The 17,785-nt window shown below is 64.8% G+C and carries 13 protein-coding genes and 1 other RNA gene; 6 read left to right on the top strand and 8 right to left on the bottom strand.

From position 1 onward, the window contains the following. Positions 1-60: 60 nt before the first annotated feature. On the bottom strand, positions 61-1,308 hold the full coding sequence (tyrS, locus tag ACTHNZ_RS11905; RefSeq protein WP_440542688.1) for a tyrosine--tRNA ligase: 1,248 nt from the start codon (positions 1,306-1,308) through the stop codon (positions 61-63). 258 nt (positions 1,309-1,566) lie between these two features. On the opposite strand from tyrS, the gene ACTHNZ_RS11900 reads away from it, so the two are divergent. After that, entirely contained in the window at positions 1,567-2,718 is a 1,152-nt protein-coding gene (locus ACTHNZ_RS11900; protein ID WP_440542746.1) for an anhydro-N-acetylmuramic acid kinase, read from the top strand. A gap of 197 nt (positions 2,719-2,915) precedes the next feature. On the opposite strand, the gene erpA is transcribed toward ACTHNZ_RS11900, so the two are convergent. The 3 genes from erpA to rplM form a co-directional block, all read right to left on the bottom strand. After that, positions 2,916-3,281, bottom strand: coding sequence for an iron-sulfur cluster insertion protein ErpA (gene erpA / locus ACTHNZ_RS11895; protein WP_440542687.1), 366 nt, complete (start codon positions 3,279-3,281; stop codon positions 2,916-2,918). A 270-nt stretch (positions 3,282-3,551) separates the two neighbouring features. Further along, a complete protein-coding gene (gene rpsI / locus ACTHNZ_RS11890) occupies positions 3,552-3,944 on the bottom strand; it encodes a 30S ribosomal protein S9 (RefSeq protein WP_440542686.1) in 393 nt (130 codons plus the stop codon). Positions 3,945-3,955: 11 nt separating this feature from the next. Beyond that, complete coding sequence (rplM, locus tag ACTHNZ_RS11885) at positions 3,956-4,384, bottom strand: 50S ribosomal protein L13 (RefSeq protein ID WP_102609495.1); 429 nt, start codon at positions 4,382-4,384, stop codon at positions 3,956-3,958. Positions 4,385-4,938: 554 nt separating this feature from the next. Between rplM and ACTHNZ_RS11880 the strand changes: the two genes are divergently transcribed. Further along, a complete protein-coding gene (locus tag ACTHNZ_RS11880) occupies positions 4,939-5,361 on the top strand; it encodes an OsmC family protein (RefSeq protein ID WP_440542685.1) in 423 nt (140 codons plus the stop codon). 168 nt (positions 5,362-5,529) lie between these two features. On the opposite strand, the gene rnpB is transcribed toward ACTHNZ_RS11880, so the two are convergent. The 3 genes from rnpB to pyrC all read right to left on the bottom strand — a co-directional run bounded on the left by rnpB (position 5,530) and on the right by pyrC (position 7,959). Continuing rightward, positions 5,530-5,941, bottom strand: an RNA gene (rnpB, locus tag ACTHNZ_RS11875) — RNase P RNA component class A. Next, on the bottom strand, positions 5,935-6,837 hold the full coding sequence (locus ACTHNZ_RS11870) for a DUF3025 domain-containing protein (protein ID WP_440542684.1): 903 nt from the start codon (positions 6,835-6,837) through the stop codon (positions 5,935-5,937). The genes rnpB and ACTHNZ_RS11870 overlap by 7 nt, the downstream gene beginning before the upstream one ends. Before the next feature lie 33 nt (positions 6,838-6,870). Further along, positions 6,871-7,959, bottom strand: coding sequence for a dihydroorotase (pyrC, locus tag ACTHNZ_RS11865; RefSeq protein ID WP_440542683.1), 1,089 nt, complete (start codon positions 7,957-7,959; stop codon positions 6,871-6,873). A 220-nt stretch (positions 7,960-8,179) separates the two neighbouring features. On the opposite strand from pyrC, the gene ACTHNZ_RS11860 reads away from it, so the two are divergent. Next, the gene (locus ACTHNZ_RS11860; protein ID WP_440542682.1) at positions 8,180-9,085 is read left to right on the top strand and encodes a class II glutamine amidotransferase; all 906 of its coding nucleotides are present in this window, start codon (positions 8,180-8,182) and stop codon (positions 9,083-9,085) included. A 116-nt stretch (positions 9,086-9,201) separates the two neighbouring features. On the opposite strand, the gene ACTHNZ_RS11855 is transcribed toward ACTHNZ_RS11860, so the two are convergent. Further along, a complete protein-coding gene (locus tag ACTHNZ_RS11855; protein ID WP_440542681.1) occupies positions 9,202-9,927 on the bottom strand; it encodes an amino acid ABC transporter ATP-binding protein in 726 nt (241 codons plus the stop codon). A 256-nt stretch (positions 9,928-10,183) separates the two neighbouring features. Here ACTHNZ_RS11855 and bcsA point away from each other — a divergent pair, with 256 nt between their 5' ends. From bcsA to ACTHNZ_RS11840, 3 genes are all read left to right on the top strand, one after another. After that, positions 10,184-12,571 (top strand): UDP-forming cellulose synthase catalytic subunit, encoded by a 2,388-nt coding sequence (bcsA, locus tag ACTHNZ_RS11850; protein ID WP_440542680.1) that lies wholly within the window; start codon positions 10,184-10,186, stop codon positions 12,569-12,571. Between the two features lie 89 nt (positions 12,572-12,660). Next, positions 12,661-14,904, top strand: a complete 2,244-nt coding sequence (locus tag ACTHNZ_RS11845) for a cellulose biosynthesis cyclic di-GMP-binding regulatory protein BcsB (protein WP_440542679.1) — start codon at positions 12,661-12,663, stop codon at positions 14,902-14,904. After that, entirely contained in the window at positions 14,897-17,707 is a 2,811-nt protein-coding gene (locus ACTHNZ_RS11840; RefSeq protein ID WP_440542678.1) for a cellulose synthase subunit BcsC-related outer membrane protein, read from the top strand. Before ACTHNZ_RS11845 ends, ACTHNZ_RS11840 begins: the two co-directional genes overlap by 8 nt. Positions 17,708-17,785 lie beyond the last annotated feature (78 nt).

Below are 17,785 nucleotides of genomic sequence, written 5' to 3'. Positions count from 1 at the left end.
GACTCCGTCGCATGACGCACCAATGCTCGACTCATGGACGCTGGTGAACACGCTCGCCCTTTACGCCGTCAGCGTCACGCGCGCAAAGCGGCGTTTGCCCACTTGCACGACGTATTCGCCGGCCTCGATCTTGAGGGCCTTGTCCGAGATCACCGTGCCGTCGATCCGCACGCCGTTCTGTTCGACGTTGCGCAGCGCTTCGCTCGTCGACGAGACGAGCCCCGCCTGCTTCAGCAATTGGCCAATCGCGAGCGGCGCGCCGCTCAACGTGACCGAGGCGATATCGTCGGGCACGCCGCCCTTCGCGCGATGGTTGAAATCCTCCAACGCACGCTCGGCATCGGCTTGCGAGTGAAAACGCGCGACGATCTCCTGGGCGAGCAGAACCTTGAAATCGCGCGGATTGCGCCCTTCTTCGGATTCACGCCTGAAACGCGCGATCTCGTCGAGGCTGCGGAACGAGAGCAGTTCGAAGTAACGCCACATCAGGACGTCGGAAATGCTCATGAGCTTGCCGAACATGTCGCTCGGCTTTTCGCTGATCCCGACGTAGTTGTTCTTCGACTTCGACATTTTGTCGACGCCGTCGAGCCCTTCGAGCAGCGGCATCGTCAAGATGCACTGCTGTTCTTGACCGTATTGCTTCTGCAATTCGCGGCCGACGAGCAGATTGAACTTTTGATCCGTGCCGCCGAGCTCGAGGTCGGCGTTCAGCGCGACCGAGTCGTACCCTTGCATCAACGGATAAAGGAATTCATGAATCGAAATGGGCACGCCGCCTTGGAAACGCTTCGTGAAATCGTCACGCTCGAGCATGCGCGCCACCGTGTAGCGCGAGGCGAGCTTGATCATGCCGTCGGCGCCGAGCGGCATCGACCATTCGCTGTTGTAGCGGATTTCAGTTTTCTCGCGGTCGAGCACGAGCGCTGCTTGCTCGAAATAGGTCTTGGCATTCGATTCGATCTGCTCGCGCGTCAGCGGCGGACGCGTCGCGTTGCGGCCCGACGGATCGCCGATCAGCGAAGTGAAGTCGCCGATGAGAAAAATGACCGTGTGCCCGAGGTCTTGCAACTGGCGCATCTTGTTGAGCACGACCGTATGTCCGATGTGGATGTCGGGGGCGGTCGGATCGAGGCCCAGCTTGATCCGCAGCGGCGTGCTCGTTGCCGCGCTGCGGGCGAGCTTCTGTGCGAATTCCTCTTCGATCAGCAGTTCATCGGCGCCGCGCTTGGCGACGGCGAGCGCGTGGCGCACCTCGTCCGTGATCGGAAACGGCGAGGCAGGCTTGGAGGTGGACTCGGTGCTCATCTGGAAATCGGTGGGTTCGGCTGGCGGACGGTGCAAAAGCTTCGATTGTCCCATACTTGGGGCGGTGTTCGGCGTCGAGGAGGCCGCGCACGCCCGCAGGCCGCCCTCGGCACGTGCGATCGTTCTCGCGGATAATCGGTCCCGCAAGCGCGCATGCGCGCTCGCAACGCCCCCCACGGGGCCCGCAACCACGAAAAGGAGCAAGAAGTGGCCGCAAGCGCGACTCAAACCGGTGCCGACGGCGTGTATTTCGGGCTGATGTCGGGTACGAGCATGGACGGCGTCGACGGCGTTGCCGTGCAATTCCGTGCGGGGCAAGCCCCACGCGTTCTGGCCGATGCATTCGTCGGTTTTGCCGACGGCCTGCGCGAGGCGCTGTTCGCCCTGCAGCAGCCCGGCGAAAACGAAATAGAGCGCGAGGCGCTGGCCGCATCGGCGCTCGCCGCACGCTACGCGGTCTGCTGTCACGAACTGCTGCGCAGTGCGAACGTCGCCCCCGCGAGAGTGCGGGCGATCGGCGTGCACGGACAAACCGTGCGCCATCGTCCCGAAAAAGGCTATACGCGGCAGATCAACAATCCCGCGCTGCTCGCCGAAATGACGCATATCGACGTCGTCGCCGACTTTCGCAGCCGCGACGTCGCCGCGGGGGGCCAGGGCGCGCCGCTCGTTCCAGCCTTTCATGCGCAGGTATTCGGGGCGGACGACGAAACGCGCGTCGTCTGCAACCTAGGCGGCATCAGCAATATCACCGTCTTGCCGCCCGCGCGCGCGCCCCGCCATCAAGATAACGCGGGCAGGCCAGCGGAGGCGGACGGTTTCGGCGGCGAGGCGATCCGCGGTTTCGATTGCGGCCCCGCAAACGTGCTGCTCGACGAGTGGGCACAGCGCCACGTCGGGATGCCGTACGACGAAGGCGGGCGCCTCGCCGCAAGTGGTGCCGTCGACCCATCGTTGCTGAACGTTTTGCTCGACGAGCCGTTCTTCGAACAGGCCCCGCCCAAGAGCACCGGGCGAGACTTGTTCAACGCCCGATGGCTCGACGCGAAGCTCGCCGGGTTCGAGGCGCTCGCGCCGGCCGATGTTCAAGCGACGCTGGCCGCGCTCACGGCCGTGAGCGTCGCGCGGGAAATCGAGCGGCATGCCCCGGGCTGCCGAGCCGTGTACGTCTGCGGTGGCGGCGCTCGCAATCCGGAACTGTTGAAGGCGCTCGAGCGGGCGCTCGACATGAGCGGCGTGCGGGGCGTGCCGGTGATGACGACCGAAGCACTCGGCGTACCGCCGCACCACGTCGAATCGCTGGCGTTCGCCTGGCTTGCGATGCGCTGCATCGAACGGGCGGCCGGCAATCTACCGGCTGTCACCGGGGCAGCGGGCGAACGCGTGCTGGGGGCCATTTACCCGCGCTGAAGCAACCGCAGGCACTGGGGGCGGCCGGCTTATACCGGGACGGAGAGAGGCGCCGGCGCAGCCCCAGACGGTACCAAGCGCCACGCCGACAAAAATGCCGTTCAGTCGCCTACCTGAACGGCATGGGAAGCACAAAGCCCATTTCGGCAATAGGGCCGGACAAGCCGGCCAAGCCGGTCGTTCGGCAAGACGCCGGTTTAAACCGAGAATGACGAACCGCAGCCGCAGGTCGTCGAGGCGTTCGGGTTCTTGATGACGAACTGTGCGCCGTTGATATCGTCCTTGTAGTCGATCTCGGCGCCGACCAAATATTGGTAGCTCATGGAATCGATGAGCAGTTGCACGCCGCCTTTGTTCATGACGGTGTCGTCTTCGTTGATCGCTTCATCGAACGTGAAGCCATATTGGAAGCCCGAGCAGCCGCCGCCCTGGACGAACACGCGCAGTTTGAGGTCGGGATTGCCTTCCTCGTCGATCAGTTGCTTCACCTTGTCGGCCGCCGCGTCCGTGAAGACGAAGGGGCTGGGCATTTCGGTCACGGGGGTATCGGTGACGGCGGACATACGAACTCTCCAAAAAAGCTTCCAAGCGCGATGGCTTCCAAGCGCTATTGTATGGCGCTTCGCCAACTCGTGCTCTGCGAACTTCGGTAACCCTATGAATGCAATGGGTTCTCCCGCATGCTGCCGCAGCGAAAGCAAGCCCCACGCGTGACGGCACTTGGAGACGAAACCAGCGAAACCAAGGGCGCCCAAAACGAAAAAGCCGCCGTGCGCATGCGCAGCGGCGGCTTTTCCGGCAACCCCCGCCCAAGGCGGGGGCCTTCGAAACGATTAACGCTTCGAGAATTGCTTCCTGCGGCGTGCCTTGTGGAAGCCGACCTTCTTACGTTCGACTTCACGCGCGTCACGCGTCACGAAGCCAGCGCTCGACAGAGCCGGCTTCAGCGTTGCGTCGTAATCCATCAGCGCGCGCGTGATGCCGTGGCGAACGGCACCCGCTTGACCCGTTTCACCGCCGCCCGAAACGTTGACCTTGATGTCGAACGTCGTGGCGTGGTTCGTGAGCTCGAGCGGCTGGCGCACGATCATCAGCGACGTTTCACGCGAGAAGTAATCCGCGATGGGCTTGCCGTTGACGACGATGTCGCCCTTGCCAGCCTTGATGAAGACACGAGCGACAGCGCTCTTGCGGCGGCCCGTACCGTAGTTCCAATTACCGATCATGTGGGCTCCCCTTAGATCTCGAGCGCCTTCGGCTGTTGAGCCGAATGCGGATGCGTGGCTTCAGCGTAGACCTTCAGCTTCTTGATCATTGCGTAGCCGAGCGGGCCCTTCGGCAGCATGCCCTTGACCGCTTTCTCGAGCGCACGGCCCGGGAAGCGTTCTTGCATCTTGCCGAACGTCGTTTCATAGATGCCGCCCGGGTAGCCCGAGTGACGATAGTACTTCTTGTCCGTGGTCTTGTTGCCCGTGACCTTCAGCTTGCCGGCGTTGATGACGATGATGAAATCACCGGTGTCGACGTGCGGAGTGAACTCAGGCTTATGCTTGCCGCGAAGACGGCGTGCCACTTCGCTGGCGACACGGCCGAGAACCTTATCCGTCGCGTCAATCACGTACCATTCGCGCGTCACCTCTTCGGCTTTGGCGGAAAACGTCTTCATGATCGATCCAAAAAATTGACCTGCCCTTCGTCTTGTTACTGCTTATTTCCTGCTTAGGTTGGCGCATCGAGGCACCGTGCAGGCTCTCCCTGTTCTTCTTCCGCGGGCATGGATGCGGAAAAGCCCTGAATTATAAAGGAATTTGCCAGCGCGCGTCAAAGGCGCCCTCACCTTGGCCATCTCGGAGCCGAATCGGTGCCCGCCAACTCGCGGCCCGGCGCGATCGTCATGACGATCCGGCCGTTGCAGGCCCGCCAGACGGCGGTGAGCGGGTTCAGCACCAAAAAAAAAGCCCGAACGCTGGGCTCGGGCTTAATCCACCTAAGGAGGAGGGTGGAGGAGACATGCGGAGGTTGTCGATTCGACAACCAATGAAGCGCATTGTACAGAGGGAGCGCCCTCTAGGCAAGAAAATTTGCATTGCGAAAATCAAAACCATAATGTGAAATGCAAATCGCACCGAGCGTCCGCCGCGCGGCCGGACTCGGCTCCTTCGCGGCGGCTACAATGCCTATCCGATCGAACATCAACGTAAGCACTTCGGGAGTGGCGCTATGGAATGCAAAGTAAGCTGGATGGGGCCGGACGGCATGGCGTTCGCCGCCGAGACGGGCAGCGGCCATCTGGCGATGATGGACGGCGCGCCGGAAGGCGGCGGGCGCAACCTGGCGCCGCGGCCGATGGAAATGGTCTTGCTCGGCACCGGCGGCTGCACGGCTTATGACGTCGTCATGATTCTGAAGAAGAGCCGGCAGGAGATCTCCGACTGCTCGGTCACGCTCAAGGCCGAGCGCGCCAGCGAAGACCCGAAGGTCTTCACGAAGATCCACTTTCACTTCACCGTGACGGGCAAGAACCTGAACCCGGCCACCGTCGAGCGCGCGATCAACCTATCGCACGACAAATACTGCTCGGCCTCGATCATGCTGGCCAAGACGGCCGAATTGACGCACTCGTTCGACATCGTCGAAGTCTGAGGGGGCCGCACGCGGCGCATCGAGCAGCTGTCCACAACCGTCCTTCAGGCCGGGGTCCCGACTCACGGCCCTGAAGGACGGGGTTTCAAACCGGAGTCAGGCTTACGATGAAAAAAGCCGGCGTCAGTCGAACGGAATTCGAACTGACGCCGGCTTTCGGCATTCAAGCGGCAAAGCAGGCCGGTAAGCCGGATTCTGTGCGTGCGCGGCGCCTTGCGGCGCCGCGCACGTGGCAGCCATTCCTCTAGGCGCGCCATTGCTGACGCGCTCGAGCTTCCTACCCGCAGGCGAGACGGGGGCCCCGCCTTGCATCCGAAGATGCGTGCCTGCCTATTTGGAATTGCTCCGGGTGGAGGTTGCCGTGCCGTCTGCGTCGCCGCAGCCGCGGTGCGCTCTTACCGCACCGTTTCACCCTTACCTGATCCCGGCTTGCGCCGGGCCATCGGCGGTTTGCTCTCTGTTGCCCTGTTCCGCGTGTCGCCACGGATGGCCGTTAGCCATCACCCTGCCCTATGGAGTCCGGACTTTCCTCGCCCTTCCCGGCGCAAACCGGGAAAGCCGCGACTGCCTGGCCTACTTTGCTGCCGCGCAGTGTACCACTGCGCCCTTCGCCGCGCGGCCCACGCTGCCGCGAACGCGCCGCCCCGAACGAAACACGGCGGCATCGGCATAGAACAGCGGATCGGCGTTGTCCGGCCAAAAGCCCGGCACGCCGAGCACCGGCAACGGCGCATAGCGGCGAGCCTCGAGCCCGCCTTGCTCGAGCGAGGCGGCCACCTCGCGATCGAGCCATGCGTCCTGCCGAGGCCGCGGCCATCGGAAGTACTCGGGCGGCGCGGCGACGATCCACGCATGCCCCGTGCAAGCCTTGTAGGGCGCGATCAACTTCTCCAACAGCGCGTGGCCGAACACGCGAACTTCGCAGCGCTCGCCCCAAGCCACGCGCTCGCCGACGAAAAGCCGCCCCCAATCGAAGGCGGTGAGCGCCGTGCTCAAGGCCGGATCGGCACAGACGAACAACACCGCGTTTTCATCGAACAGCGTGAGGAAATCGCGTTCGACGCCGCGCGCACCCTTCACGCCGTCCCGTTCGATCGCCCGCGCTTGATGGGCATTGAGCACTGTCTTCACGCGCGGATGCGCGAACCAAACGAGCGCATTGAAGAAGTCATGGAGGTTGCGGCGCGTGGGCACACCGCCCGTCTCCGCGATATGCGTTTCGTAGGCCGTGCCGGCCGGCAGCTCCGCTTGCTCGATGAACGAGAGAGGCCGGCCGTAGCCGGTCACGTGAGCCGCCAAGCACGCCTGCCGCGTCAGCATTCGGACGAAGCCGGCGGGATCGGCCTGCGCCGAGCGCTGCCATTGAACGCCGCGCTCGGCGTAGGGAGCAAGCCAAGCCGCGCGCCAGTCGATCCGCTCGAGACCCGCGATGCGCGCCGTTTCCTCACGGGCGCAGGCGGTTTCATGCTGCGTCATCGCGCCCCCGATTTCCGCGAGCGTTGAGCAGCCTCAGGCCAGCCGCCAACCGATCGTCTCGCCTGCGCGCAGCGGCACGACCGCCGCTTCGCCGGCCACGATTTCGGCCGGCAGCGTCCAATTTTCGCGCACGAGCGTCACCCGCTCGCGGCTGCGCGGCAAACCGTAGAAATCCGGCCCGAAAAAGCTCGCGAACCCTTCGAGCTTGTCGAGCGCGCCGGCATTGTCGAACGCTTCCGCATAGAGCTCGAGCGCATGCAGCGCCGTGTAGCAGCCCGCGCAGCCGCAGGCATGTTCCTTCAACCCCTTCGGATGCGGCGCGCTATCGGTGCCGAGGAAGAAGCGCGGATTGCCCGAGCTCGCCGCTTCCACCAGCGCGAGCCGATGCGTCTCGCGCTTGAGCACGGGCAGGCAGTAATAGTGCGGGCGAATGCCGCCCTGGAAAATCGCGTTGCGGTTGTAAAGCAGATGGTGCGCGGTGATCGTCGCGCCGAGCAGCCCCGCCGGCGCGCCGTCGTCGCGAACGTATTGCGCTGCCTCCTTCGTCGTGATGTGCTCGAACACGACCTTGAGCGCCGGAAAATCGCGGCGCAGCGGCGTCATCACGCGATCGATGAAGACCTTCTCGCGATCGAACAGGTCGATCGCGGCATCCGTCACCTCCCCGTGCACGAGCAGCGGCATGCCGACTTCCTGCATCGCCTCGAGCGTCTTCGCGCATTTCGACAAATCGGTCACGCCGAAGTCCGAATTGGTCGTCGCGCCCGCCGGATACAGCTTCACTCCGTGTACGAACCCACTCTCTCGCGCGCGCACGATCTCGTCGGGCGGCGTGTTGTCCGTCAGGTAAAGCGTCATCAACGGCTCGAAGCTCGCACCAATCGGCAGCGCGTCGAGAATGCGCTGCCGATAGGCGCGTGCCGCATCGACCGTGGTGACGGGCGGCTTCAGGTTCGGCATGACGATCGCGCGCCCGAACTGACGCACCGTATGCGGCAGCACGGTGCCGAGCATCTCGCCGTCGCGCAAATGCACGTGCCAATCGTCGGGACGGGCCAGGGTGAGCGAATCGCGCGCGCCGCTCGTTGCGGTGGCGCTCAAGGTCGAATCGGAAACGGTCATGGCGACGGTCTGCAAGAAAGCCGGCCCGATGGCGCGGCGATGAGAAAGGAAGCCTGACGGAAGCCGGCGTGCCGCCCTCCCGTGGAAAAACCGCAACGGACGCGCTGTGTGCCCCACGGATTTCGCTTTTTTCGGCCGGCGGCTCGGTATATGCTTCCGAACAACATATTGTAGCGGGTTCGCACGAGAATCCGCCCCTTCACGCACCGCCAGCCGTAACATGTGCCAACTCCTCGGAATGAACTGCGCCGCCCCGACGGACGTCACGTTCTCCTTCACCGGCTTCGCTGCGCGCGGCGGCATCACCGACCACCACGCCGACGGCTGGGGCATCGCCTTCTTCGAGGACAAGGCTTGCCGGCTGTTCATCGACCATCAATCGTCGGCCACCTCGCCGATCGCCGAGATGGTCAAGCGCTACCCGATCAAGTCCAAGAACACGATCGCGCATATCCGTAAGGCGACGCAAGGCCACATCCTGCTCGAGAACTGCCATCCGTTCATGCGCGAGTTGTGGGGCCGGCATTGGATTTTCGCGCACAACGGCGACTTGCAGGGATATGGCCCCGACCTCACGGGCGTTTATCAACCCGTCGGGACCACCGACAGCGAGTTGGCCTTTTGCGCACTGCTGCAAGGCCTGCGCCGCGCGTTTCCCGGCGCGCAACCGCCTCTGCACGAGCTGTTCGAGGCGCTCGCCGCGCTCACGCGCGACGTCACGAATTACGGGGTATTCAATTTCCTGATGTCGAATGGGCAAGCGCTGTTCGCTCACTGCTCGACCCATCTGCACTACATCGTTCGCCGCTGGCCGTTTTCGACGGCGCACCTGATCGACGCCGACATGTCGATCGACTTCGCGCAGTACACGACACCCGAGGATCGCGTGGCCGTCATCGCCACGCAGCCGCTGACCGACGACGAAGTCTGGACCGCGTTCGCGCCCGGCGATCTGCTGATGTTCCAGGACGGCGAAGTGGCGGCGCGCACGAATATTCCGGTGCCGCCTTCCGTGCTCGAAAAAGCGCGCAATCCGGCCTGCGATCCGAGCGCCTCGGCCTCGATGCGTGCACGAGCCGCAACGCTCGAAGCCGACGCCGACGACATCGCCGCCTTCGAATCGTAATTCGCGGCGCTTCATTCCCGATCTCATTCGCCGATCTCACTCGCCGCAACGCCGGCTCGCTCTGCTGCAACGCCGCGATCGACACGGCGTTGCGCGTTGCGCTTTCCTCGCCCCGCTCAATGCAGGATTTTGGCGAGGAACTCCTTGGCGCGCTCCGATTTCGGATTGTCGAAGAAGGCGTCCTTGTGATCGTCCTCGACGATGAGCCCGCGGTCCATGAAGAGGACGCGGTGTGCGACCTTCTTCGCGAAACCCATCTCGTGGGTCACGCACATCATCGTCATGCCTTCCTGCGCGAGCTCGACCATCACGTCGAGCACCTCGTTGATCATCTCGGGATCGAGTGCCGAGGTGGGCTCGTCGAACAGCATCGCCACGGGATCCATCGATAGCGCCCGCGCAATGGCCACGCGCTGCTGCTGGCCGCCCGACAGGTGCGCCGGAAATTTGTCGGCATGCCCCGAAAGGCCCACGCGATCGAGCAGCGCAAGGCCTTTGCCGGCGGCTTCGTCTTTCGAGCGGCCCAGCACCTTGATCTGCGCGAGCGTGAGGTTCTCCATGATCGACAGATGGGGAAACAGCTCGAAGTGCTGGAACACCATGCCGACTTTCGAACGCAGCTTGGACAGATCCGTCTGCTTATCGTGCAGCGATTGCCCATCGACGACGATCTCGCCTTTCTGAAACGGTTCCAAGCCGTTCACGGTCTTGATCAACGTCGACTTGCCCGAGCCCGACGGGCCGCACACGACGACGACCTCGCCCTTCGACACTTCGGTCGTGCAGTCGGAGAGCACCTGAAACGTGCCGTACCACTTCGAAACGTGCTTGATCGAAATCATCCGGAAATCCCTTCGCAAAAACGCACCGGCCGCGCTCGGGCCGGCAAAGCCTTCGCATCATACGCCGCCCCGGCGAGCCCGATGAAGGCCGGCATTGTCAGCCGATCCTGACGCTATAAGCCGATTTACCCTACGAGAAAAAGGCGCGACGCCGGATTCAGGCATTCGAGCCGCCTGCCGATAATCAGATAAGCCCGCTCACGCAGTCTGCCGCGCATGCCACCGCGAGGTCCCCGCCAACGAAAGTTCGATCATCATGTCCGATGCCACCGAAGCGATCACCGTCGATGAAGCGAAGCCGCCGATTCCGGCAGCGCATCGGCTTGCTTGCGCGTCGCGAGGCAACGAGCGCTCGGTCACGCGCCTGACGCTACCCGAGTGGTCCGTCGTCGCGCTATGGGCCGGCTCGCTGGCTGCGCTGGGCGTGCTCGCGGTCGTCAAGCTCGATCTGAGCGCGCAATATCGGCTTTCGTTTGCCGTCGTGGCGGCCATGCTCGTGCTGCGCCGCGTCGGCAATCTCGAGCGCACGCGGCTGTTCTTCCTGCTGTGCTCGGGGTTCCTGACGTTTCGCTATCTGTATTGGCGCACCACGTCCACGCTCGGCTACAACGGTTTCGCCGATTTCATCTTCATGTCGCTGCTCTACGCGGCCGAACTGTACGGCATCGTCGTGTCGATGCTCGGGCTGTTCGTGAACAGCCGCCCGCTGCGGCGAGCACCAGCGCCGCTCGTCACGACGCCAGGCGCCTTGCCCAGCGTCGACGTGTTCATCCCTACCTACAACGAGCCGCCCGAGCTGCTTCAGGTGACCTTGCGCGCGGCGCTCGACATGCGCTATCCGCGCGAACTGCTGCGTGTCTATTTGCTCGACGACGGCGGCACTTCGCAAAAGCTCACGCAAGCGGACCCGCTCAAAGCCGCCGAAGCACGCGAGCGATCGCAGGCGCTGCGGCAGATGGCCGAAAGCCACGGCGGCGTCTATTTGACCCGCGAGCGCAACGAACATGCGAAAGCGGGCAACATCAACGCGGCGCTCGTACACACGCAAGGCGACCTGATCGCGATCTTCGATGCCGATCACGTTCCCACGGTCGACTTCCTCGAGAAGACGGTCGGCCACTTTCAACGCGACGATCGGGTCTATCTCGTCCAGACGCCGCACTTCTTCATCAATCCGGACCCGCTCGAAAAGAACCTCGGCATGTTCGGCCGGATGCCGCCCGAAAACGAAATGTTCTACTCGGTCGTCCAGCACGGGCTCGACTTCTGGAACGCCTCGTTCTTCTGCGGATCGGCGGCCGTGCTCAAGCGCCGCTGCCTCGAGGAAATCGGCGGCATCGCGGGCAACTCGATCACCGAGGATGCCGAGACGGCGCTCACGCTGCACGCACGCGGCTATCACAGCCGGTATGTCGATGAAGCGTTGATCTCGGGCCTGCAGCCGGAAACGTTCGCGAGCTTCATCGTGCAACGCGTGCGTTGGGCGCAAGGCATGATCCAGCTGTTCCTGCTCAGCAATCCGCTGCGCTTGAAAGGGCTCACGCCGGCACAGCGGCTCTGCTATTTCTCGAATGCGTTCTTCTGGTTCTTTTGCTACGCGCGCGTCGTCTTCCTGTTCGCGCCCATCATGTACCTCGCCTTCGGGCTGCAGTTCTACAACGCGACGATTCCGCAGTTCTTCGCCTATGGCCTGCCGCAGATGATCGGCGCCATTCTCGCCTCCGACTACCTGTTCGGGCGCTATCGCTGGACGCTGATTTCAGAGGTGTACGAACTGCTGCAATCGATGTTCTCGCTGCGTGCGGTCGTCTCGGTCATGCTGCGTCCTCGGGCGCCCGGCTTCAAAGTCACGCCCAAGGGCGAAAAGATCGAGGAGGACTCGATCTCCGAGCTGGCCGCACCGTTCTATGTCGTCTATGTGCTCGTCCTGCTCGGCGTCGCGGCGGGGGTTTGGAAGCTCGTACACGGCTATCCGCACCGGGATGTGATCATATCGGCGCTCAGTTGGTGCGGACTGAACCTCGTCCTGCTCAACGCATGCATCGGCGTGCTGTACGAGCGCAAGCAGCGTCGCGCCGTGCCGCGCGTGCCCGCGAATCTCGACGCCATGCTGCATGTCGGCTCCACGGCCGGATCGATCGCGGGCGAGGCGGGCGCCGCCCGAGCGGACGAAAAGATCGCCTGCCGCATCGTGGATCTCTCGGCGGGCGGGCTCAAGGCGATCATCGGCGCCGCCGACGCCGCGCGGGTCCCCCGCCAGGGCGAAGCCACGCTCGAGGTCTTCAACGCGGCGCGCGGACGCACGAGCCTCATTCCCTTGACGATACGCAATGCGTTTTCATCGCGCGACGGCGACCTCGTCGTCGGCGCTCAGTTCAGCGACGACAGCGTGACCGGGCTCTCCGAACGCGTCTCGCTCGTGTTCGGCGACAGCGGCCGTTGGCGCGATTTCCGCGAAAGCCGCAACCGGCGCATCGGCGTGCTGCCGAGCCTGGGCATCGTCTTTCGCCTCGGCTCCGTCCATGCATTCGGCCACTATCGAGTATTCGCACGCGGCATGCTGCGCTATGCCGCCGATCGGAGCCGAGCCGCTGCGCACTGCATTTCCGCTTTACGTTCCTTCCGACCAAAACAACACCAATGAACGTGTCTTTCTTCTCTCGCACAACGGTCCGAGCCGTTTGCTGCGTCGTTGCATTGCTCGCCGGTCATACGGCGTTTGGCAACGCCCCCGTGAAGGCCGCATCGACGAGCGCCTCGGCGAACGTCGTCGCCTCCCCGCTCGCCGCCGGCGCTGCAACGGAAGCCGCGACGCATGCGGCAGCCAGCAACGCGAATACCGTTTCGCTGGCGACGCTTGCCAATCTGAGCGGCGCCTTGCGGCTCGCCGGCGCATCGGCCTCGCGGAGCATCAGCATTCCGCTCTCGGCCAGAGAGCGCGTCCAGGACGCCGTACTTCATCTCGTCGTATCGAATTCGATTTCGCTGTTGACGAGTCGCTCCGAACTCGCCGTGCGCGTGAACGATCGTACGATCGCGCAAGTTCAGCTGTCATCGCGGCAGCCGGAGGCGACAGCCGATATCCGCGTGCCCGCGGACTTGCTGCGGCCCGGATACAACACGCTCACGTTCGCCGTCGCACAGCATTCGACCGAGGCCTGCGAAGACCCGAGCGCGCCCGAGCTGTGGACCGAAATCGACACGAGCGCCTCGACGCTGCGCATGCAAACGGCGCTGGCGCCGCTAACGCCGACGCTGGCCGATCTGTCCAATCTCATCGACCCGAAGCAGTGGGCGCCGCGGGCCATTACGATCGTCAACGCTTCGCATCCGAACAATGCGTCGCAACTCGCCGGGGGCGCCCTCGTCGCTGAAGGCATCGCGCTGCGGCTTCGCTACCTCAGTACGGCGCCGCGCGTGCTCGACGCCGAACACGGTTCCGGCGAGGGGTTACTGCCGGGCCTGGCGCCGGGGCCGTTGGCCGGCTCCGATGTCGTGCTGATCGGCTCGCGCGATGCATTGCGCGGCTACCTCGATGCCAAGACGGCGGCCCAGATCGACGGGGCCTTCCTCGGCGTCTATCCGAAGCCCGACGATGCGCGCCGCTTCGTGCTCGTCGTCAGCGGCCGCAACGACGCGGAAGTCGAGCGCGCGGCGCGCGCATTCGCGCACAGCGAGTTGCCGCTGCCACACGCGAGCGGGCTCGTCATCGGCGCCTTCGACGAAACGGCGCTGCCGCCGTGGTCGGCCAACCGGACCGTCACGGGCACCGCGCCGCACGCGTTCCGCGACCTCGGCTTCACGAGCCGCACGCTGCGCGCGGGCGATACGGCCGATCTCGAGGTTCGACTTCCCGCCGACATCTATGCGCCGGAAGACGCGAAGGTCACGCTCGACATGAATTTCACCGAGGGCGCGAAGATGCGTGAGGATTCGGTCCTCAACATCGCCCTCAACGGCCGCTTCGAGCAGGTGATCGCGCTCGATCAGCAGCAAGGCGCGGTCATGCGCCACTACCGTATCAGCCTTCCGCTGCGCGATTTCCGTGCCGGACTGAACACGCTGTCGCTGCAGGCGCTGCTCGTGCCTCTCGTGTCGGACCACTGCGCGTTGCGCAACATGCAGAACCTCGAAATCACATTGTTCGACGACTCGACGCTGAAGCTGCCGCCGACCTCGCACTACACGACGCTGCCCGATCTAAAACGCTTCGCCGACAGCGGTTTCCCCTACACGGTGAAACCCGACGGCAGCGACCTCGCGCTGCGGCTCGCCGCGCGCGACAACGCCACGATCGCCAGCGCCTGGGCCCTGATGGGCCGGCTCGCGCAAAACCAGGCCGCGCCGCTGACGGCGGCGCAAATCACGTTCGACGCGCAGGCGCAAACGCGTCGCAATCTGATCTTGATCGGCGCCGCGTCGAGCCTGCCGCAGCGGCTGTTGAAAGATGCGCCGTGGTCCCCCGGCACAAGCATCCGTATCGCCGACGGCCCCGCACATGCGGCCGATTCCGATACGGGCGGTGCACTGCCGCTGGGCTTGGGCCGCCTGCTGCGCTCGTCGGCTCGCGCCGAGAAAGCCGGCGTGACGTTGCGCGGCGATGCGCCGCTCTCGCGTCAGTTGCTCGTCATGCAATATCGCGGCGAGCAAGGGGGGGCGACGACCGTGCTCACGGCAGCCGATGCGGCTGAACTGGCAGCCGGCGTCTCCCAACTGATCGAGCCCAGCTACTGGGGCGAGATGCGCGGCAACGTCGCCCTGCTCTCGTTCGATCGCGCGGATCTATGGACGGAACGCGTCGGCAGCACCTACGAAGAGGGCAGCCTCGGGCCGCTGGCCTGGCTCGGCTACGCGCTCTCGGAGCGGCCCTGGGTAGGCTACGCAATGCTCATCGCGCTGCTGTCGATATTCGCGGGGACGTCCGCGCTGCTCTTGAAACGCTACTACCGGACGCGGCATCGTGACCGCGATGAGTAAAGTGCGCAAGCGCACCCGCTGGATGGTGCGCTGCTGCTTCGCACTGCCGATCGTCTCCTGTCCGATGCATGCGGTACGCGCAGCGCAGAGCAACGTGCTCACGTTCGAAAGGCACCCCGGGACGACGGCCACCGCAACCGGCGCGAGCGAGGCTGCGGTCACCCGGCAGCGCTCGCAGCGCGACCTGAACCGTGCCGGCGCGACAGCGGGCGCTCCGCGGATCGTGCATACGGAACAGCGCAACGTCATCGATACCGTCGAGCCGCCGCCCGGGCCGGCAACGGCGCGCGTGCCGAACGAGGAGGCCGCGACGAGCACACCGGTCGAGACGAACATGACGCCCTCGACGAACGCGGTGAACACGGCGGCATCCGATATCGCTGCGGCGCAAAATGCAACGCCCCCGGTACCGGACGAACGCCCATTGTGGCGGCTGCTGCATGCACAACGCCTCGCCGAATACGATCGACGGGTGGCGCAACTCGAGCACGAGACACCGTCGTGGCGGCCTTCGCCGTCGCTCGCGGCCGAGCGCACGCGGCAACGACAAGAAGCTGACATCGCCGCCGCTTTGCAAAGCGACGATGCCGCGGGGTTGCGCCTCGCGCTCGCGCGCATGCCCGAAGCGTTCGACTGCATTCACATCGATCGCATCTGGCATGCCGCCGATGTCTTCGCCCGGACCGGCCACCTCGACGCGGTCGATGCGCTCTATCGCACGATCATCCCGGCCTGCACGCCCGACGCGAATCGAATTGCAACGCTCTATCGCGCCGAGCAACAGCTACCGCCCGAGAGCGTCGATGCGTTGATCGCCCTGGAAGCCACCGATGGGCATCGCGACGCGCAAGCCGAAGCGGCGTTCGCGCGGCTCCGATATGAACGCGCGATCGCGGCGCTCGGCAAGCTGCCGCCCGGCTCGCCCCAAGCAGCTTCGCAACTCGCGCGCGTCGCGTCGTCGATCCGCTCGCATCGCGATGGCCCCGCCGCGACGCTCGCCGGGTGGATCGCGCACGCGCAGCACGATCGGAGCGAAGCACAGCGTTGGTTCGAAACCGCGTTGACGTTTTCACCGGAAAACGCCGATGCCAAGCTCGGGCTCGCCCAAGTGCGAATCGAAGCGCACGACTACGATGCCGCTCGATCGCTGCTCGATGAACCGGCGCTGCGGAGCGATCCGCGAGCACGGCAAGAACGCGCCCAGATTGCGCTCGCCCGCGCAAACGACGCTTATGCGGGGCACCGCTACAGCGATGCGTTGAAATGGCTCGACGCCGCGGGTCGCGAGGGACTACCGGGGGCGGACACGGCGGCGCTGCGCGGTTGGACGCTTTACGCGCTCGGGGACTACGAGCGAGCGGCGGCTGCGTTCAGGACCAGCTACGACACGCATCATGACGACGACAGCGCGGAAGGGCTCGCGATGTCGATCCACGCCATGCACGAGCGCGGCGCGCAAAGCGGCGAGCAGCGCCCCACGGGCGATGGCCGCATCGATGCTTATCTCGATGGGCTCGATGCGCAAGCGTTCTACTACCGCAAGCAATTCGTCGCGGCGCACGCCGCACTGCGCGATGCCTCCACCGGGGGCGCCGATCCGCAGCGAATCGCGCGCGACGTGCCGGCGGACTTGACCGGTATCGACGCACCCTCGCTGACGGGCGGCCTCACGTGGTCGGACCACATCGGTGCGGCAGGGCAAGGCCGGCTCGACACGATCGGCCCCGCGTTGCGGAGCACCTGGTTCCACGACACGACGCAACTCTCGCTGCAATATCGACAGTCGCTCATCAACGCCGGAACGGCGTCGTTCGACCAAACCGCGCCGGGATTATTGGACACGTTGCCTAGCCGATTCCCCGATCCGGCCGAGCGCCAACGCAGGGCCAACGCCATTCGAGGGACGTTGGTCGGTGGATCGACACGCGCGGAGGACCTGCAAGCAACGGTGGCGACATCGACGCGCATCGGCAACGCCGATCCATTCGATTGGCGCTTCACCGTCGGCGCCACTCAGGGCGCGCCGTCCGGATTCCAAGCGAACGGTTCGGCGAGCGTCGGCCAGCAGGCTGCGTGGGGCATGTGGTCGTTATACGGTTCGCACCAGAGCGTGCGCGACTCCCTGTTGTCGTGGCGCGGCATGACCGTCACCCTCCCCGGCACCGTCGACAGCGTGCGCTGGGGCGCTGTATCGAGTACCTCGGGCGGCGGACAACTGCGCTGGCAATTTGCGCCGCGCTGGAACGTTTCCGCCGCGGTCGAAGGCAAATGGCTGACAGGGACGAACGTGCTCGGCAATGAAGGTATGTCGGCCGACGTGTCCGCAGCCTACGACGTCCATGCGCGCGGCTTCGACTATTTCAATGTCGGCCCGGCCGTCCATTTTCTGTCTTACCGGCGCAACGAAAACTTCTACACCGTCGGACAAGGCGGCTATTACAGCCCTCAGTATTCCGTCAGCGCGGGGGCTACCTTGCAATGGCTCACGCAAGAAGGGCGCAACTGGCAGATCCGGGGCAGCATCGAAACGGGCTGGAACGATACGCTCGCGCACACCGAATCGTGCTTTCCGTTCAGCACCATCGGACTGACGTGTGCCGGCAGCCACGATCATGGCCCCTATGGCAGCACCGAACTCGCCGCGGTGGCCAAGCTGTCCTCCCGCGTGCAAATCGGCGCACTGGCCAGCGCCAACATCACGCCGGGCCGCGATAAGCAATTCGGCGCGGCGATCTTCGTCCGTTATTTCTTCGAGCCGCGCGCCGCCGTATTCAGCAGCGACTTGCCGAGCAGCGCCCAGTAAACTTACGCGCACCGCAAAGCCCAATTGAAAAACGGGCGGCACCGTTCGATGCCGCCCGTCCAGGGGAAGCCGGATGCG

The sequence above is a fragment of the Trinickia sp. genome (assembly GCF_051953955.1).
Taxonomy (GTDB): Bacteria; Pseudomonadota; Gammaproteobacteria; order Burkholderiales; family Burkholderiaceae; genus Trinickia.
Note: the sequence above shows the minus strand (reverse complement) of the source record. Positions and strands in the feature narration are given on the sequence as shown.